Origin of the sequence: Maricaulis sp., from assembly GCF_030149235.1 — a bacterium.
Taxonomy (GTDB): domain Bacteria; phylum Pseudomonadota; class Alphaproteobacteria; order Caulobacterales; family Maricaulaceae; genus Maricaulis.
On sequence record NZ_JASBRW010000020.1, the window covers coordinates 23,733 to 39,385 of the forward strand.

The following is a 15,653-nucleotide window of genomic DNA, read 5'->3' on the forward strand; positions in this document are numbered from 1 at the left end:
GCCCCGCACCTGGCCTTGCGCGTCTAGTCGGTTTCGTAGAAGCCGGCCTCGACCAGCTCGGCCAGGGCTGCAATCGCCTCTTCGGCCTGGCTGCCATCGCTGCGGATGTCGATCTCGCAACCCTTGCTGGCCGCCAGCATCAGCAATTCCATAATGCTGTCTGCATTAACCGTTTCGCCATCGCGCGAGACGTGGACAACAGCGTCGAAGCCTTGCGCCATTTCGACAAATTTCGCGGCCGCGCGGGCATGCAAGCCGCGCGCATTGCAGACAGTGACCCGGCGTTCGGCTGTGCTCACTTACCGGCTCCCTCGAGCACGGTTGAAGCAATCGCGATATAGCGCTTGCCCGCATCAACACCCATCGCGGCCAGTTCATCCAGCGAGGAGCGCGAACGCGCTTCGGCCAGCTTGATCAGCATCGGCAAGTTCACGCCGGCAATGACTTCGACCTTGCCCGGTTCGAGCAGGGAAATCGCCAGGTTGGACGGGGTGCCGCCGAACATGTCGGTCAGGATCAACACACCTTCACCGCGATCAGCATCGGCAATGGATTGACGGATATCGGCGCGGCGTTTCTCAAGGTCATCGTCCGGGCCGATGCACACCGCCAAAAACGCGTCCATCGGACCGACCACATGCTCTGTGGCGGCGACGAATTCATCGGCCAAACGGCCGTGGCTGACAATGACAACTCCAATCATGACATCTATGTAAACGCGCCTTTCGCTCCGGGGGAAAGCCTTTTTGCAACTGTAAGCGTGCGAAGTTCAGTCGCGGGGCGGTCGACGGGCTATTCTGCGGGCGCTGCGGGGAGATCGACAGTGAAGCGGGCACCGCCCACACTGCCATCTTCGGTCCGCCGGTTGACGGCGTAGATCTGACCGCCATGTGCCTTGACGATCTGGCGTGATATCGCGAGGCCGAGACCAGAATGGGCGCCAAAAGCCGCCCCCTTGGGCCTCTCGGTGTAGAAGCGCTCGAAGATGGTTTCCAGGTTTTCTTCGGGAATGCCCGGCCCCTCATCATCCACCGTGACGACCAGCGACACCCCGCCATCGCGATGTCCGCGCCGGGCGGTCAAGGTGATCGTGCTGCCAGGCGGTGAGAAGGTCAGAGCATTATCGACCAGATTGCGGAAGACCTGGCCGAGCGGAACCTCGCGGCCAAGCACCCGCCCATTGCGGACATTATTGGCAAACTCCAGCCGTACATCCGACTGCGCCTCATTATAGGTGTCCGCCAGCTCGCCCAGAAGCCCGGTCAGATCGAAGGGTCCGATATCCTCGCGCGCCAGTTCGGCATCAACACGGGACGCGCGTGAGATATCGGTGATCAAGCGGTCGAGCCGCCCGACATCGGCGGCGATAACCTTGAGCAGGCGGTCACGGCGGACCTCGTCCTTGGCCAGGGGCAGGACTTCGGCAGCGGATCGAATCGAGGTCAGCGGGTTCTTGAGCTCGTGGGCCACATCGGCGGCAAATCGCTCGATCGCGTCGAGCCGGTCGTATAGCGCCTCGGTCATTTCCGACAGTGACACGCCGAGCTCGCCGATTTCATCCCGCCGGGCGCGAAGATCGGGCATTTTCACCCGGCGCCCACCTGCGCGGCGGGCCTCCTGGGCGGCGCGGGCCAGCCGCCGGATCGGGCGGGCGATGAACACGGTCAGCGACAGCGACGACACTCCGGTCACCAGAGCCGCAATCAAGATAAACGGCACCAGGGCCCGCCGTTCGGCCTGTATCAGGGTATCGAGGTCATAGCTCTCGATTGTGACAACCCCGATCACCGCGCGGACCGGCTGGATCGGAATGGAAACCGATACGACCCGACTGCCAGCCTCGTCATAGCGCACACCGGCCACGCGTTCGCCCTCGATAACCTGCTGCACTTCCTGGGTCAGATCCCGGTTCAGGGCCGCACGTTCTTCTGCGGTAGAGAGGAAGCTGGAGAAACCGTCGAGAATGCGCGAGGGAATCGTCCGGGCGGCCTGGGCAAGGCCGGAACCTTCCTCACCGGGTGGCGGCAAATCCACACTCTCGAAGACATCGGCAAGCAAATGACTGTCGGCGACAATGTCACCGCCCTTGTCGAACAAGAGCACCCGGGATTCCTCGGGCACGTAGAGCTGTCGCAGCAGTGCCCGCGCATCAGCATTATTCATGGCCGGGGTTGGTGAGGTCACGGATGCGCCCTCGGCGAGGACATTGGCGATCAGCTCGCCCTGTACACGCAGGCTTTCGATCTTGGCATTGACCAGGCCGCGGCGCGTTTCCGTCAGGGCCATCATGCCGACGACCAGCACGCCCAGGGCGATGAAATTGGCAAACAGGATCAGTTGCGCCAGGCGTGACGACGCATTCGGCCGCCAGCCGCGAGCCGTTGCCACCAGACGGCGCCACAAGCGCACGACGGGCGCAAGTGTTCCCGCCGGGGCCGGATCAGTCCTCTTTGTATCGGTATCCAACGCCATAGAGCGTCTCGATCGAGTCGAAAGTCTTGTCGACTTCGCGGAATTTCTTGCGGATGCGCTTGATGTGGCTGTCGATGGTACGGTCATCGACATAGACCTGATCGTCATAGGCCGCATCCATCAGATTATCGCGGCTTTTGACATAGCCCGGCCGGGTCGCCAGAGCCTGGAGAATGAGAAATTCCGTTACGGTGAGACGTACCGGTTCGCCGTTCCAGGAGCAGGCATGCCGGTTGGGGTCGAGCAGAAGCTGGCCGCGTTCGAGCGGCTTGCTGTCGCCCGGTTCCAGCCCGGTCGGTGCGCCAATATCACCCTGCGCGCCAGCACGGCGCAGCACGGCCTTGACCCGCTCGCCCAGCAGACGCTGGGAGAAAGGCTTGGCGATATAGTCATCGGCGCCGAGATTGAGGCCGAGCGCCTCGTCAAATTCGTCGTCCTTGGAGGTCAGGAAAATGACTGGAAGATTAGAGGACTGGCGCAGGCGACGCAGCAATTCGAGCCCGTCCATGCGCGGCATCTTGATATCGAAAATGCCCAGATCCGGTGGATCCTCAGTCAGCGCCGTCAGTGCCGAAGCGCCATCATTGTAAGTCCGTACATTATAGCCCTCACCCTCGAGGAAAATGGAGACCGATGTGATGATGTTCTCGTCGTCGTCGACAAGCGCGATGGTAGCCATGCCTTCTCCGAAGTCTGTCCCGATAAAGTCTGCTCGAAATGTGCAGCACGGACGCGGGCTTGGCGCCCGGTTCGCGTTTCACAATAGACACCTCTGCCCGTACACGCCAAGCGCTTCGAAACAGCTTTGCCATGGTTAGTAAGGTTTTAAACGAATTCGGCGAGAATGAGGTCGGTTGAGAGGATCCGCTGCCATGGCCGAAGACGTTCATTACGAAGTCTTTCTCAAGAAGAACGAGAAATCCGGCTGGGCCTTGCATGGGGCCTGCAAGGAGCGCGATGAATCGATCAAGGTCGCGCACTCGCTTCTCGCCCAGCACAAATCCGGCTCGGTACGGGTCTCCAAGGAATACTTCAACAATGGCGAGCGCACCTTCCGCTCGGTCCCGATCTTCGAGGGCGGCGCGGAGGCGTTCGGGAAGGTCAAGGACAAGACCGGCGACGCCGCGCTGCCCTGCTTTGCTCCGGACGACCTGTCCAAAGGCCATGCCCGAGACACCATCCGTCGCTCACTGACAGGCTGGTTCGAGCGCCAGCAGGCACTTCCCATGGAGCTCTTGCACAGCGCTCATCTGGTGGAAAAGCTTGAAGCCTCAGGCACCGAGCTCCAGCACGCCGTGCAGAAAGTCGCCGTCGCCAGCGCCCAGACCAGCGATGCCAATGTCCAGACCGTGGTCAAACAGCTCAATGATCTGGTCCAGCTCAGCCTCAACCGCATCTACAAGGATGCGCGCGAGAACCGGCTCCAGACCTATCCCAAGGGCAAGGACTTCGCTCAGGTCGCCTCAGACATTCATAACTCCGATGCCCGGGGATATGCCTTGCGCGCTGCCATGGCCGACCGGCTCAAATCGTCCAGGAAGTATGGCGACAAGCTGGAAACCCTGCTGGAGATGGCCGACACGCTTCCCGTTGAGGAGAAGGCCCGCGAGTTCGCTCATAATGAAGTCGACGCCTATCTGACCGACCTGATCGGGTTTGATGCCGGGCGTGAAGCCTTGCTCGGCAAGTGCAATGATCTCGGCGAGACCGTCATTCGCCTGACCTGTCTGTATGATGGCGACCATGGCGCCGAAGCGCTGGGCATGGCGCCCCGGTCAGCCAAGCGGATGGCGCAGAAGATTGGCGATGGGGATCTGGGTGAATGCCGCACCGCCATTGCCCAGGTTCTGCTGAAGGAACTGGAAAAGCCCAAGCGCCTGCGCCCGTCCTCGATCCGGGAAGAGATCCGGCTCGCGCGCGACCTGGCCCAGAAACTGGTCATGTCGGCGGATGCCGCCCTTCCGGCCGACCGGCTGATCAAGGCTTTTACCGCCCGTTCCTCGCGCCTTCTGCAGCCCGAGGCGATCGACGAATTGCTGCGTTATGCCCGCGACCCGAACGAGGAAATCGAATTCCTGCTCGGGCTGGAGGAGAACCTCGTGGGTGAAGGCAACAAGTCCAAACTGGCCGGCTATGTCCGCTCAACGCTCGGCGCCAACAAGACCGAAACGCATTTCGTGCGCGGCCCCGGAAAGCCGTTGGAGGCCCTGTCTCAACTGACCGCACACCAAGCCCGCGTCCTGCGTGGCAGCTATCCGGAGCGGGACAAGAATGAACTGGCCACCGCACTCGACCAGCTCGGGCTGAAAATCCTCGATACGACCAATATCCTCTGCGCTGTCGAAAAAGGGCCACGCCCGGCCCTCGACCGGGCCCAGGCCTTGCTGAAGCTGGCCCAGGCCGGCGCCCTTCCCAAGGGCGAATGCCTGCGCGATGCCCAGGCCCGGGCGATGCGCCTGCTGAAGTCGGAAATGGGTCTGAAAGAAGCCCAGAGCCCGGATGGGCGTCCGAAAGTTCAGCAAATCCAGCAGCTCATGTCGCAGCTCAATACCGCAGCCTGACCAAAGCGTCACTTGCCGCTGCGCCCAGGTGCGGGCAGTGTCTTCCGCCTGAACAAGGGGGAGATTTATCCATGCTTCGTTTTCTTACCGGCCTTGCAGCGCTGACATTGCTTTGCGTACCCGCCGCCACAGCCGACGATGAGGCGGACATCATTGCCGCCATGGATGAAGTCTATGCCGTGATCTCCGGACCGGTGGGCGAGGCCCGCGACTTTGATCACATGCGCACCCTCTTCCTGCCCAACGCCGCGATGGGCGCAGTCGGTCCGGGCCCAGACGGCACCGGGCGCGGCCGAGTGATCACGCTGGAAGACTATATCGAGCGCTCCGGGCCCTGGTTGGTCGAGAACGGTTTCACCGAGACGGCCACCCGCAATCAGGTCGAAGTGTTCGGCGAGATCGCCTATCTGCGCTCCGCCTATGAGGGCTATAACGGCGCCACTGGCGAGCTGATCCTGACCGGCGTGAATTTCGTCACCTTCTTCAAGATGGAAGGTGAGTGGAAAGTCGCGTCCCTGCTCTGGCGCCAGCAAACGGACGACTGGCCGGTCGAGGCGGCGTTCGAATAGGTGAAAATGGCATCGCGACTTGCTCAAGCCGGGCAAGTCACGGCATCTAGGGGTCTTCCAGGCCCGTCCGGAACGGGCTCCAGCAGGACCGGCGGACGGGCATGACCACGACACGCGTTCTCCTCGACGATGATCTTTCCATCGCAACGCGGTTCATTTCGCCAACACTCAGTGTGTTTCACGCCCGCGACGGCGTGCTGACCCCGGTTGAGCGCCTGAAGGCGGAGGGTGTAACGCATTTCGCCTATGCCTGCCGCGATGACGTCCTGGGTGACAGGGTTCGGGCCGCCGCCGGTTTCGCGCATGAAGACACCGGCGAGGCCGATCAGGGCCTGTCCAGCACCGGCCTTGACGCCGGGCAGGTTATCGCCGGCCTCAGTGACCGGATCAGCGCGGACATCGCGCTCCTGGGCCGCACCGGCCAGCTCGACGGGTTTGTCAGTGATGCACCGACTGTCATCGGGCCTCAGGACGATCTCAAACGTCATCCATCCGCCGTGATCGAGCCGGGCTGTATCATCAATACCGACGGCGGGCCGGTCATGATCGATGCCAATGCCCGGATCGCCCGCATGAGCTATATCGCCGGTCCCGCCTATATCGGGCCGGACGCGCGCATCGACAGCGCCCATATCTCCTCCGGCGTCATCGGACGCCATGGCCGCATTGGCGGCGAAGTCGAAAATTCGGTCTTCAACGACTTCTCCAACAAGCATCATGAAGGCTTTGTCGGCCATTCCCTGATCGGCCAATGGGTCAATCTGGGTGCCGTCACGACCACATCTGACCTGAAAAATAATTATGGCGAGGTTCGCCTTTCCGCGCCGGACCATGATGCGGCCCATGATGTTCCGGTGGCGTACGACACCGGAACGATCAAGTTTGGCTCGGTGATCTCGGAATTCGTCAAGACCGGCATCGGGACCATGCTGTCGACCGGCTCGATCATCGATCTCGGCGCCAACCTGTTTGAGGCGCCCGAGGGCAAATATGTGCCGGCCTTCGCCTGGGGCTCGGCAAAGGCGCAGCGCTACAAGCTCGAACGTTTTCTCAGCGACGCCCAGACCATCGCCGGACGCCGCCAGCAGACGCTGAGCGAGGCGCGTCTGGCCGTGCTGCGCCATCTCCACGCCCGGGCGACCGGTTGATGCCAGACCAGAGCCTGCCCTTCCAGGCCATCCTGTTCGACATGGATGGCGTGCTCGTGGACAGCAATCCCGCGATCGAGGCGAGCTGGCAGCTCTGGGCCGACAAGCACGGCCTCGATTTCGCCGCCGTGAAAGCCCGTATCCACGGCCGCAAGGCGGTCGAGGTCATCCGTCATTTCATGCCGGAAGCGGATATCGAAACGGTGTGGGCCGGGCTGATTGACCAGGAAATGGCGAGTGCCCATCTCACCGTGCCAATCCCGGGCGTGGCGCCAATCCTGGCCGCCCTGAAGCCAGAGGAGTGGGCGGTCGTGACCTCTGCTCCGCTGGAACTGGCACAGGCCCGCATGCAGGCAGCCGGGCATCCGCAACCGACCGTCTGGGTCACCGCGCGCGATGTCGAACGCGGCAAGCCGGCTCCGGACGGCTTCCTTCTGGGGGCTGCGAAACTGGGCGTGGAGCCGGGCGATTGCCTGGTGATCGAAGACGCCGGCCCGGGCATCGCGGCGGCCCACGCGGCGGGCATGCCGGCGATCTATCTCAATACCGATCCCCCTACGCCGGACGACGCGAGCGCCCATATCGCCGGGCATGACCAGCTGGCAATTGAGCGCGATGCGACCGGCGCGGCGGTCATGCGCATCACGATCAGGTAAATTCCAGGCGTTCCTGGGAGAAGAAGAAAAGCGACTGGATCGACTTGTCCTCGATACCGCTTTCCGAGTTCAGCAAACGCTTCATGGAATGCTTGCGGCTATCGAGCGCTGCTTCGAAATCGGCATTGATCTTGGCTTCCGTGCCGCTCTTGCCCAGCGCGCTCTTGAGCTGGGAATAGAACTCGAAATCCCCGGCCAGGAAGAGGCTTTCATAGAGGATTTTCGAGGCAATTTTCTGGTGAATATCGCTATAGCCGAGCTGGCTCCGCATTTTCTCTTCCGTCTTGACGACGAAATCGACCTCTTCGCGGAAATTGGTCGAGCGCAGGATGTAATGCTTCACCTCGAGCATTTCCTCGTCGATCTCGGCGATGCGCTTGGGATCAAACCCGTCACGGAAAACCACCACGATATCAACGTCAGAACCCTGCACCATCTTGCCCAGGGCCGCGTTCTCGCGCGGTTCGTTGTGGGCGAGATAATAGGCGATGTCACCGGCCACGAAGCAGACACCATTGGCCAGCACATCCCGGCGCGCAGCCTGGCTCAGCGCCATCACCGTCTGCCGGGCGACCTTGAGCTTGTAGACCGAGATCTCGCGGTGCTGGTTGGACAGCTGGATCTGACGCTCGATGACCTGCTCACGTTGGTGCGGCAGGGATATCAGGGTGAAGGTCAGGAAATCGCGCAGAATAGACGGGCTGAGGCGGATATAATCCTCCCGCGTCACATCAAAGCGCAGATAATAGCGGGCGAAGTGCGAGATCTGCAGGAAGCCCGAGCCGAAACAGGCCCGCCAGACATCGAGATAGGCGGCCCCGTCCAGGGCCGCCATAAGTTCACGGCCCAGCAGCGGCCCGCGTGCATTGACCGCGTCGATGATGCGCGATTCCAGATCGATTTTCACCCGCAGAACCCTCGTCTTGAAAGCAGCGGGGCGGACCCTTGGGCCCGCCCCGCCAGCTGGATTTAATCCATCAGCTTTTGCATCAGGAAGGCGTAGAGCATCGCATCACGACGCGCCAGTTCCTCCAGATTGGCCGCCGCGGAGTGGCCGCCCTCGATATTCTCGTAATAGAGATAATCATGTCCGAGCTCGGACAGGAGATGCGCCATCTTGCGAGCATGTCCGGGATGGACGCGGTCATCCTTGGTCGAGGTGTAGAGATAGATCTCCGGATACTCACCATTGGCATCGACATTGTGATACGGCGAGATCGAGCGCAGGAAAGCGCCTTCATCCGGGTCTTCCGGATTGCCGTACTCACCCATCCAGGACGCTCCGGCCAGCAGCGTGTGATAGCGCAGCATGTCGAGCAGCGGCACGGCCGAGATGACTGCGTTCCACAAGTCCGGACGCTGGGTGTACATGACACCGGTCAAAAGGCCGCCATTGGACCCACCATAGACCGCGGTCCGGCGCGGGCTGGTCAGGCCATTGGTGTGCATGTCCTCGGCAACCGCAATGAGGTCGTCATAGATGCGCTGGCGGTCCATTTTCAGACCGGCCTGGTGCCAGGACGGGCCGAACTCGCCACCGCCACGGATATTGGCCACCACGTAAGCGCCGCCATTTTCGAGCCAAAGCTGGCCCCGGCTGCCGGAATAGCTCGGGCGGATGGAGACCTCGAACCCGCCGTAAGCGTAGAGCAGGGTCGGGGTGGAACCATCCATGACCGTGTCTTCGCGGCGCACCACGAAATACGGGATCATCGTACCGTCGGTGGATTCAGCTTCCAGCTGTTCGACCACCAGGCCTTCGGCGTTGAAGCGCTCCGGGATGGACTTGATCGGGTTCACCGTCATGTCCGCCGCATTGATCATGTAGAGCGTGTCCGGCGTCAGGAAGCCTTCGGCATTCATGAAGGCGATGTCCTCGCTCGAATTGGTCGACCCCAGGGCAATAGTGAGGTTCTCGGGCACGGGCAGGCTCTCCGAGGTCCATTCGCCATCGGCGAACTGGAAGGCCTCGATACCGCCAACGACATTCTCGTCAATCGCGACCATGAGTGCGGACCGGGTTGCGCCGATGCCACCGAGCGACTGGCGCTCACGCAGCACATACACGGTGTGCACGTCCGGCAGCTCGCCGGACGCGGCGAACGCAGCCATTTCAAACGACAGCAGCGCGCCCGACGGGTAGGTTTCGCCGCCCTCTACCGGGGTCCAGTCTTCCTGAAGGGTGAAGACGAGCTGACCCTGATACATTTCCTGGATCGAGGATTTCGGCGGCAGCGGCAGCTGCATGGCCTCACCCTCATTGGGCAAATACCACCAGGTCGTATCGTAGAAGGTGTCAGCTTCCGAGGCCATCATGTAGACGGTGCCATCGCTGTCTTCGACGCGGAAGGAGAACAGGCCGACATCCTCGCGATCACCGCGTACGGCTTCGGTCGCAGCGGACAGGTCCGTGCCGCGGGCCCAGCGATAGGCCACGGACGGATAGCCGCTATCGGTGGTATCGCCTTCGCTGGTTGCGAGCCCCACCATCAGCGTATCGGCATCGATCCAGCTGACACCGCCCTTGGCTTCCGGCGTCACGAATCCACCCTCCACAAAGCCGCGCTCGGAGACGGAGAACTCGCGCCGCACGGCGGCATCGGAGCCACCATCAGACAGGGTGATCATGCAACGGTCATAGGCCGGGGCGAGACAGTTCGCGCCGCGCCAGACCCAATTGGACTCTTCTGCGTCCGACAGGGTGTCCAGATCAAGGATGACATCCCAGTCCGGGCTATCGGTGAGATAGCTTTCCATCGTCGTCCGGCGCCACAGACCATGGGTATTGGTCGCGTCCTGCCAGAAGTTCCAGACATAACCGCCCTGGAACGTGCCGTAGGGGATGCGGTCTTCGCTCTGGTAGACGGCCAGCGCCTGGTCATACAGGCCCTGATAGCGTTCATCGCCCTGCAGGCGCTCAAAGGTGCGGGCGTTTTCGCCCTCGGCCCAGGCAATCGCCTCCTCGCCTTCGACTTCTTCCAGCCACAGGCGCGGGTCATTGTTCGGATCGATTTCCACGATCTGGCGTTCGCCGCCGGTTTCGGCTGTGCCTGCCTCCACGGGTACATCCTCTTGATGGGTCGCCGGATTACAGGCCGCAAGCGCAAGCATGCTGACACCGGCAATCGAGGCCTTGGTCACGTTAGACATTCATGTCTCCCCTTAACTCTTCGGCGCGCAGTTAAGACCGAGCCATGCTGGACGTAAAGCCGTCTAGCGGCTATCCGGGCGCCATGAAGGCAAGACGTATGAATGGCGCGGGCAACCGCTTTATCCTGGCCGATGTTCGCGGACGGGCCGGACGGCTCTCTCCGGCCGTCGACCAGATCCGTCGCTGGGCGGGTGAATTCCAGTTTGATCAGTTACTTGTGCTGGAAGATGCAGACGGCGCGGATGCCTTCATGAGGATCTGGAATGCCGATGGTGACGAGGTCGGTGCCTGCGGCAATGGTACGCGGGCGGCAGCGCAGGCGATGATGCAGGACGAGGGGCTCGATCGCGTGGTGATTGGTACGGTTGGCGGCCTGCTTCACGCCGACACCGCAGAGAACGGGCAAATCCGTGTCGATATGGGCGAACCACGCCTGAATTGGCAGAACATCCCGCTGGCGCGTGAGATGGACACGGTCCAGCTCGATTTTGCCGCAGAGGCTGCGGGCGTCCGAGTCGAGAATCCCGGTGCGGTCAATATGGGCAACCCCCATGCGGTCTTCTTCGTCCGTGACGTCGAAAGCCTGCCTCTCGCGGCTCTCGGCCGGGAGGTCGAAATGGATCCGGTCTTCCCCGAACGCGTCAATGCCGGCTTTGCCCAGATCTTTGACGCCTCGCATATTCGCCTGCGGGTCTGGGAGCGCGGCGCCGGGATCACCGCGGCCTGCGGTACGGCCGCCTGCGCGACCCTGGTCGCCGCTCACCGTCGCGGTCTCGCCGCCCGCTCCGCATCCATCATGGCCGATGGCGGCGAACTGCATGTCGAATGGCGCGAACACGACAACCACGTCATCCTGACCGGCCCCGTCGAGGACGAGGGCGAGGTCGATATCCAACTCTAACGTCAGGGCCCTGTCATGAGCGAAGCGATCTGGACCGTTTATCTCTCCGGCGAAATTCACACGGATTGGCGCGACCGCATCATTGATGCCGTTGACCGCATGGACTTGCCGGTCGATTTCGTCGGCCCGGTGACCGTGCATGCCGACAGCGATGATTGCGGCGCGGTGATCCTGGGCGAAGAAGACAAGCCGTTCTGGCGCGATCACAAGGGCGCCAAGCTCAATGCGATCCGGACCCGCACGCTGATGGAACGCGCCGACATCGCCGTCGTGCGCTTTGGCGACAAGTACAGGCAGTGGAATGCCGCCTTTGATGCCGGCTTCGCCGCCGCCCTCGGCACACCACTCATCACCTTGCACGACGAGAGCTTGACCCATGCGCTCAAGGAGGTCGATGGCGCCGCGCTCGCTGTTGCACAGGAGCCGGAACAGGTGGCGGAAATCCTCGCCTATGTCATCGACGGGACGTTGAACCGCTAAAGCCGGTTTCCCCTCACTGCCGAGTTCATTGTCGCTCGCGGGCATTGTCTCATATTATCCCCTGAAGGGCCGCGATTTCGTCGCGGTTGGGGATCAGCATCGGGATCAGACCCAAGGGCAGGATGATGCGCCAATTCTTTCTTAGCGCCGCGCTGGCGGCTGGACTGGCTGTTCCGGCCATGGCCCAGGACGAGGCCGCGGCCGTCACGCAGCAGACCGTGTCGATCGAGCTGTTCGGCCTGGCCAACCAGGCCCTGCAAGCCGGTGATTTCGAAGCCGCCAAACGCGCACTGGAAGCTGTGCGGGATCTCAAGCCGGGCCACCCGGCCGTACTCAACGGTCTGGTCACCGTCGCCCGCCGCGCCGAACATCCGGAAGATGCGCTCGACGCACTGGAAGCTATGGATGCGGCCGGCCTGACCTATGACACCTCGCGTGTGGCCGATTGGCTCAGCGAAGCCGAGCCGGCCCGCTTTGCAGCCGTCAACGCCGCACTGGCGGCCAATGGCGAACCCGTCGGGAGAGCTGAACGCGCAGCCGTGATCGACCGACCGGATGCCCTGATCGAAGGCGTGGCGGTCGATATCGAGACCGACCGGATTTTCCTGTCCTCTGTGGCCCAGCGTGAAATCCTGCTGCTGGAACCCTTTGCGCCCAATGATCCCATCGTCTTCGCCGATCAGGATGATGGTCTCTGGTCAGTGTTTGGTATCGCCGTCGATGATCGCACCCGTATGGTCTGGGCAGCCTCCGGGGTGGTTCCGCAAACGCCGATGGCCGAGGGCGAGACGCCCGGCACGGCCTTGTTCGCTTTCGACCTAATGACGGGTGATCTCTATAACCGCTACGAGATCGACGGGGCCGAACGGATGGCCGACTTCGTCGTCCGCGATGGCATGGTCTATGTCGCTGATGCCGGTGCGCCGCGCATTTACGTGCTAAATTCCATCTCCGGCCAGCTTGAACTCCTGGTCGAGGACCCCCGCTTTGTCAGCCTTCAAGGCCTCGCCCTGACACGGGGCGCATTGTACGCCGCAGATTATTCGACCGGCATCTGGCGCATCGATCTGGGGGATCAGTCCGTCTCCCTGGTTCGCCCGGGTGAGGCGTCCCTGATCGGTATTGATGGCCTCCTGAACACCCGTGACGGCCGTCTCGTCGCCGTGCGCAACGGAGCCGCCCCGCATCAGATGATGGCTATCGATCTGGACCGGGATGGTCGCGAAGTGGCCGCGACGGAAGTCCTGCTGCGCGCCCATCCGGATATGACCGGTGACACCGAACCAACCCTCGTTGATCTTGCCGATGGCCGCGCCTGGCTTGTCGCCAATGCCGCCTGGCCGCTCTTTCCGGCCGATGGCAATGAACCAGAGTCGGCGCGACCGGCCACCGTCATCCTGGAAATGGATCTACCGTAAACGCAGCGCTCAGATTCCGTTCACCCATTTCTCATAATCTTGATGGTCTCCACCGCGCGAGCAAAGGAGGCGATGATGATGGAGACCGACCGGGATTTCGCCGCTCAACTGAGCGGACACAGGCTTACGACGGCAGAAGTCCTCTATTACATGCCGGATCATCCGAGTCTTGTTCAGAGCTTTCTCTGGCAGACCCAGGACTTGGCCACGCGCTATCCTCGACTGATCCGCTTCCTCGATTTCTGGCGCGCCGAGATCGATGCCGTCATCCATACCGTCCGCATTGCCCATCGCGGCCTGATCGGACCAGCGGAGTGGAGCCGGGCCGATATCGAGCTGCGGCTGAACTGAACGCTCACTCGCCCCGCATGCGCAGGATGCCGACGCCGCAAGCCTGCTGGATCACAGGTTCCGCGGCGACAAGACGGCGCGTTACCGAGGACAGGTCGGTTGGATTGGCGCCCCAGCGTCGCAGCGCTTCAGCACGCCCATCGCTGCTCAATTCAGGGTCCGCCGCGACGATGACAATCTCGAGCTCGTCGGCAGAGAAGCGGGAATGCGCTTCCCGGGAAACACAATGACAGGCCTCGTGGTCACCGCCGCGATGGATGCAGCTGGCAAAAACTTCATCACCGCCAGGTTCATCGACAAGCGCTGGCAGGCCCAAGCCCGCCACGGCTACCAAGGCACTCAAAAACACGGCCCGCCCCTTTTCCCTATTCAAATACAGCCTAGTGCTTTTCCCGGTTTTTCGCCACTTTCCCCTTTCCTCGAGGCTTTTCGCAGGCATAATTATTTATGCGAGGACGCGACGAGGCGGAGTTTAGAGATGAAACGATCACTCCTGATCCTGTTGAGCATCACGGTGCTGGCAGCCTGTACCAGCATGCCCACCCCTTACCAGCCGGCCGTTGGCTCGCGCTGGGGCTATGAAGAAAACCAGATCGAAACCGATCGCTTCCGGGTATCGTTCGGCGGCAATTCCATCACCGATCGCGAGACGGTGGAGACCTATCTCCTCTACCGCGCAGCCGAGCTGACGGTGGAACAGGGCTATGATCATTTCGAAGTCGTGGAGCGCAATGTCGACAGCGAGACGCGCCGCTTCCCGAGTGAACTGCACAATCCGCGCTATCGCGGCTTCTTCGTGCATTACAGCTATTACCACCCGCGCTGGGGCTGGCGTGGCCGCTATGATCCGTTCTGGGATGACATGCACACCCGAGAGATCACCCGTTTCGAGGCCAGCGCCGAGATTGTCCTGGGTGAAGGCCCCAAGCCGGACCACCCGCGCGCCTTTGATGCCCGTGATGTGATGTCCAACCTGGCAGATGACATCGTGCTGCCCCAGCCGGAATAGGCGGCCCTCGCACAGACCCCAAAAACAAAACCCCGGAGGCGGACCTCCGGGGTTTTGCTTGTGATCAGCCGACAGCCCCTATTTCGGGGGCATGCGCGCGCCAGCGTCGAGGCGGACACATTCGGCATTGATGTAGTCGTTCGACACCATGAAGGCGACCAGGTCAGCGTATTCTGCGGGAGTACCGAAACGGGTCGGGAACTGCAGGTGCGAGGCCAGGGAGATTTTCACTTCCGGCGGCATCTGCTGGTAGATCGGTGTCTCGAAGAATCCCGGCAGGATGGTGTTGACGCGGATCTGCTCCTTGGCGAGATCGCGCGCCATCGGCAGAGTCATGCCGTAAATGCCGCCCTTTGACGCGGAATAGGACACCTGGCCGATCTGGCCGTCCTGGGCTGCGACAGAAGCCGTGTGGACAATAATGCCACGGCCGCTGTCACCGAGCGGGTCGAGCGACATCATGCCGGCAGCCGACTTGGCGGCACACATGAAAGAACCGATCAGATTGATGGCGATGACGCGGTTGAAGCGCTCCATGGAATGGGCAGAGATCTCACCGGAAGAGGACGAGCGGCGTGCCGTCTTCTCTGCGGCACCGACACCGGCGCAATTGATCAGGATGCGCTCCTGGCCATTGGCGGCACGGGCCTTTTCGAAACCGGCATCAACGCTGGCTTCGTCAGCGACATTGACCTGGCAGAAGACGCCGCCGATCTCGCTCGCCACGGCTTCACCGCGCTCGGCATTCATGTCGAAAATCGCAACCTTGGCACCGTCGGCCGCCAAACGACGCGCCGTACCTTCGCCGAGACCGGATGCACCGCCCGTAACGACCGCGGAGATGGAATTGTCGAGTTTCATTGGTTCTCCCCTGGATTGATAACCGTATGCCCAGCGACATAGCCTGAGACGGGAGAAAAGAAAACGCGCCGCCTGA

17 protein-coding genes are annotated in these 15,653 nt (G+C 62.1%); 9 read left to right on the forward strand and 8 right to left on the reverse strand.

What is annotated here, in order from left to right; genetic code table 11:
- Positions 1 to 23: 23 nt before the first annotated feature.
- The 4 genes from Q1V51_RS03390 to Q1V51_RS03405 all read right to left on the reverse strand — a co-directional run bounded on the left by Q1V51_RS03390 (position 24) and on the right by Q1V51_RS03405 (position 3,151).
- On the reverse strand, positions 24 to 299 hold the full coding sequence (locus Q1V51_RS03390; protein ID WP_300552862.1) for an HPr family phosphocarrier protein: 276 nt from the start codon (positions 297 to 299) through the stop codon (positions 24 to 26).
- Positions 296 to 703 carry a PTS sugar transporter subunit IIA gene (locus Q1V51_RS03395; protein WP_300529665.1) on the reverse strand — a complete coding sequence of 136 codons (408 nt, stop codon included), beginning with the start codon at positions 701 to 703 and terminating at the stop codon, positions 296 to 298. The genes Q1V51_RS03390 and Q1V51_RS03395 overlap by 4 nt, the downstream gene beginning before the upstream one ends.
- An 89-nt stretch (positions 704 to 792) precedes the next feature.
- Entirely contained in the window at positions 793 to 2,388 is a 1,596-nt protein-coding gene (locus Q1V51_RS03400) for a stimulus-sensing domain-containing protein (protein ID WP_300552865.1), read from the reverse strand.
- Positions 2,389 to 2,440: 52 nt separating this feature from the next.
- Complete coding sequence (locus tag Q1V51_RS03405; protein ID WP_300552868.1) at positions 2,441 to 3,151, reverse strand: response regulator transcription factor; 711 nt, start codon at positions 3,149 to 3,151, stop codon at positions 2,441 to 2,443.
- A gap of 193 nt (positions 3,152 to 3,344) precedes the next feature.
- On the opposite strand from Q1V51_RS03405, the gene Q1V51_RS03410 reads away from it, so the two are divergent.
- From Q1V51_RS03410 to Q1V51_RS03425, 4 genes are all read left to right on the forward strand, one after another.
- Positions 3,345 to 5,033 carry a hypothetical protein gene (locus Q1V51_RS03410; RefSeq protein ID WP_300552871.1) on the forward strand — a complete coding sequence of 563 codons (1,689 nt, stop codon included), beginning with the start codon at positions 3,345 to 3,347 and terminating at the stop codon, positions 5,031 to 5,033.
- 71 nt (positions 5,034 to 5,104) lie between these two features.
- Positions 5,105 to 5,602 (forward strand): hypothetical protein, encoded by a 498-nt coding sequence (locus Q1V51_RS03415; protein WP_300552873.1) that lies wholly within the window; start codon positions 5,105 to 5,107, stop codon positions 5,600 to 5,602.
- A gap of 101 nt (positions 5,603 to 5,703) precedes the next feature.
- Positions 5,704 to 6,750 (forward strand): hypothetical protein, encoded by a 1,047-nt coding sequence (locus Q1V51_RS03420; RefSeq protein ID WP_300552875.1) that lies wholly within the window; start codon positions 5,704 to 5,706, stop codon positions 6,748 to 6,750.
- On the forward strand, positions 6,750 to 7,406 hold the full coding sequence (locus Q1V51_RS03425) for an HAD-IA family hydrolase (RefSeq protein WP_300552877.1): 657 nt from the start codon (positions 6,750 to 6,752) through the stop codon (positions 7,404 to 7,406). Before Q1V51_RS03420 ends, Q1V51_RS03425 begins: the two co-directional genes overlap by 1 nt.
- On the opposite strand, the gene Q1V51_RS03430 is transcribed toward Q1V51_RS03425, so the two are convergent.
- The gene (locus Q1V51_RS03430) at positions 7,399 to 8,313 is read right to left on the reverse strand and encodes a hypothetical protein (RefSeq protein WP_300552880.1); all 915 of its coding nucleotides are present in this window, start codon (positions 8,311 to 8,313) and stop codon (positions 7,399 to 7,401) included. The genes Q1V51_RS03425 and Q1V51_RS03430 overlap by 8 nt on opposite strands.
- Before the next feature lie 62 nt (positions 8,314 to 8,375).
- Positions 8,376 to 10,556: a prolyl oligopeptidase family serine peptidase gene (locus Q1V51_RS03435; RefSeq protein ID WP_300552882.1), complete on the reverse strand. Its 2,181-nt coding sequence runs from the start codon at positions 10,554 to 10,556 to the stop codon at positions 8,376 to 8,378.
- 44 nt (positions 10,557 to 10,600) lie between these two features.
- Here Q1V51_RS03435 and dapF point away from each other — a divergent pair, with 44 nt between their 5' ends.
- The 4 genes from dapF to Q1V51_RS03455 all read left to right on the forward strand — a co-directional run bounded on the left by dapF (position 10,601) and on the right by Q1V51_RS03455 (position 13,707).
- Complete coding sequence (dapF, locus tag Q1V51_RS03440) at positions 10,601 to 11,458, forward strand: diaminopimelate epimerase (protein WP_300552884.1); 858 nt, start codon at positions 10,601 to 10,603, stop codon at positions 11,456 to 11,458.
- Positions 11,459 to 11,473: 15 nt separating this feature from the next.
- Entirely contained in the window at positions 11,474 to 11,938 is a 465-nt protein-coding gene (locus Q1V51_RS03445) for a YtoQ family protein (RefSeq protein WP_300552886.1), read from the forward strand.
- A 125-nt stretch (positions 11,939 to 12,063) separates the two neighbouring features.
- Positions 12,064 to 13,356, forward strand: a complete 1,293-nt coding sequence (locus Q1V51_RS03450; protein WP_300552889.1) for a tetratricopeptide repeat protein — start codon at positions 12,064 to 12,066, stop codon at positions 13,354 to 13,356.
- Between the two features lie 75 nt (positions 13,357 to 13,431).
- On the forward strand, positions 13,432 to 13,707 hold the full coding sequence (locus tag Q1V51_RS03455) for a Usg family protein (RefSeq protein ID WP_300552892.1): 276 nt from the start codon (positions 13,432 to 13,434) through the stop codon (positions 13,705 to 13,707).
- A 4-nt stretch (positions 13,708 to 13,711) separates the two neighbouring features.
- On the opposite strand, the gene Q1V51_RS03460 is transcribed toward Q1V51_RS03455, so the two are convergent.
- Entirely contained in the window at positions 13,712 to 14,050 is a 339-nt protein-coding gene (locus Q1V51_RS03460; protein WP_300552894.1) for a hypothetical protein, read from the reverse strand.
- 135 nt (positions 14,051 to 14,185) lie between these two features.
- Here Q1V51_RS03460 and Q1V51_RS03465 point away from each other — a divergent pair, with 135 nt between their 5' ends.
- Complete coding sequence (locus Q1V51_RS03465; protein WP_300552896.1) at positions 14,186 to 14,716, forward strand: hypothetical protein; 531 nt, start codon at positions 14,186 to 14,188, stop codon at positions 14,714 to 14,716.
- Positions 14,717 to 14,794: 78 nt separating this feature from the next.
- On the opposite strand, the gene Q1V51_RS03470 is transcribed toward Q1V51_RS03465, so the two are convergent.
- Positions 14,795 to 15,577, reverse strand: a complete 783-nt coding sequence (locus Q1V51_RS03470; protein ID WP_300552898.1) for an SDR family NAD(P)-dependent oxidoreductase — start codon at positions 15,575 to 15,577, stop codon at positions 14,795 to 14,797.
- Between the last annotated feature and the right edge of the window lie 76 nt (positions 15,578 to 15,653).

Bases quoted from the DNA above. Each gene is read 5' to 3' on its own strand.
- Q1V51_RS03410 (WP_300552871.1), top strand. From the start codon at position 3,345: ATGGCCGAAGACGTTCATTACGAAGTCTTTCTCAAGAAGAACGAGAAA.
- Q1V51_RS03405 (WP_300552868.1), bottom strand. From the start codon at position 3,151: ATGGCTACCATCGCGCTTGTCGACGACGACGAGAACATCATCACATCG.
- Q1V51_RS03395 (WP_300529665.1), bottom strand. From the start codon at position 703: ATGATTGGAGTTGTCATTGTCAGCCACGGCCGTTTGGCCGATGAATTC.
- Q1V51_RS03465 (WP_300552896.1), top strand. From the start codon at position 14,186: ATGAAACGATCACTCCTGATCCTGTTGAGCATCACGGTGCTGGCAGCC.
- Q1V51_RS03470 (WP_300552898.1), bottom strand. From the start codon at position 15,577: ATGAAACTCGACAATTCCATCTCCGCGGTCGTTACGGGCGGTGCATCC.
- Q1V51_RS03415 (WP_300552873.1), top strand. From the start codon at position 5,105: ATGCTTCGTTTTCTTACCGGCCTTGCAGCGCTGACATTGCTTTGCGTA.
- Q1V51_RS03450 (WP_300552889.1), top strand. From the start codon at position 12,064: ATGCGCCAATTCTTTCTTAGCGCCGCGCTGGCGGCTGGACTGGCTGTT.
- Q1V51_RS03425 (WP_300552877.1), top strand. From the start codon at position 6,750: ATGCCAGACCAGAGCCTGCCCTTCCAGGCCATCCTGTTCGACATGGAT.
- Q1V51_RS03445 (WP_300552886.1), top strand. From the start codon at position 11,474: ATGAGCGAAGCGATCTGGACCGTTTATCTCTCCGGCGAAATTCACACG.
- Q1V51_RS03455 (WP_300552892.1), top strand. From the start codon at position 13,432: ATGATGGAGACCGACCGGGATTTCGCCGCTCAACTGAGCGGACACAGG.
- Q1V51_RS03435 (WP_300552882.1), bottom strand. From the start codon at position 10,556: ATGTCTAACGTGACCAAGGCCTCGATTGCCGGTGTCAGCATGCTTGCG.
- dapF (WP_300552884.1), top strand. From the start codon at position 10,601: ATGCTGGACGTAAAGCCGTCTAGCGGCTATCCGGGCGCCATGAAGGCA.
- Q1V51_RS03420 (WP_300552875.1), top strand. From the start codon at position 5,704: ATGACCACGACACGCGTTCTCCTCGACGATGATCTTTCCATCGCAACG.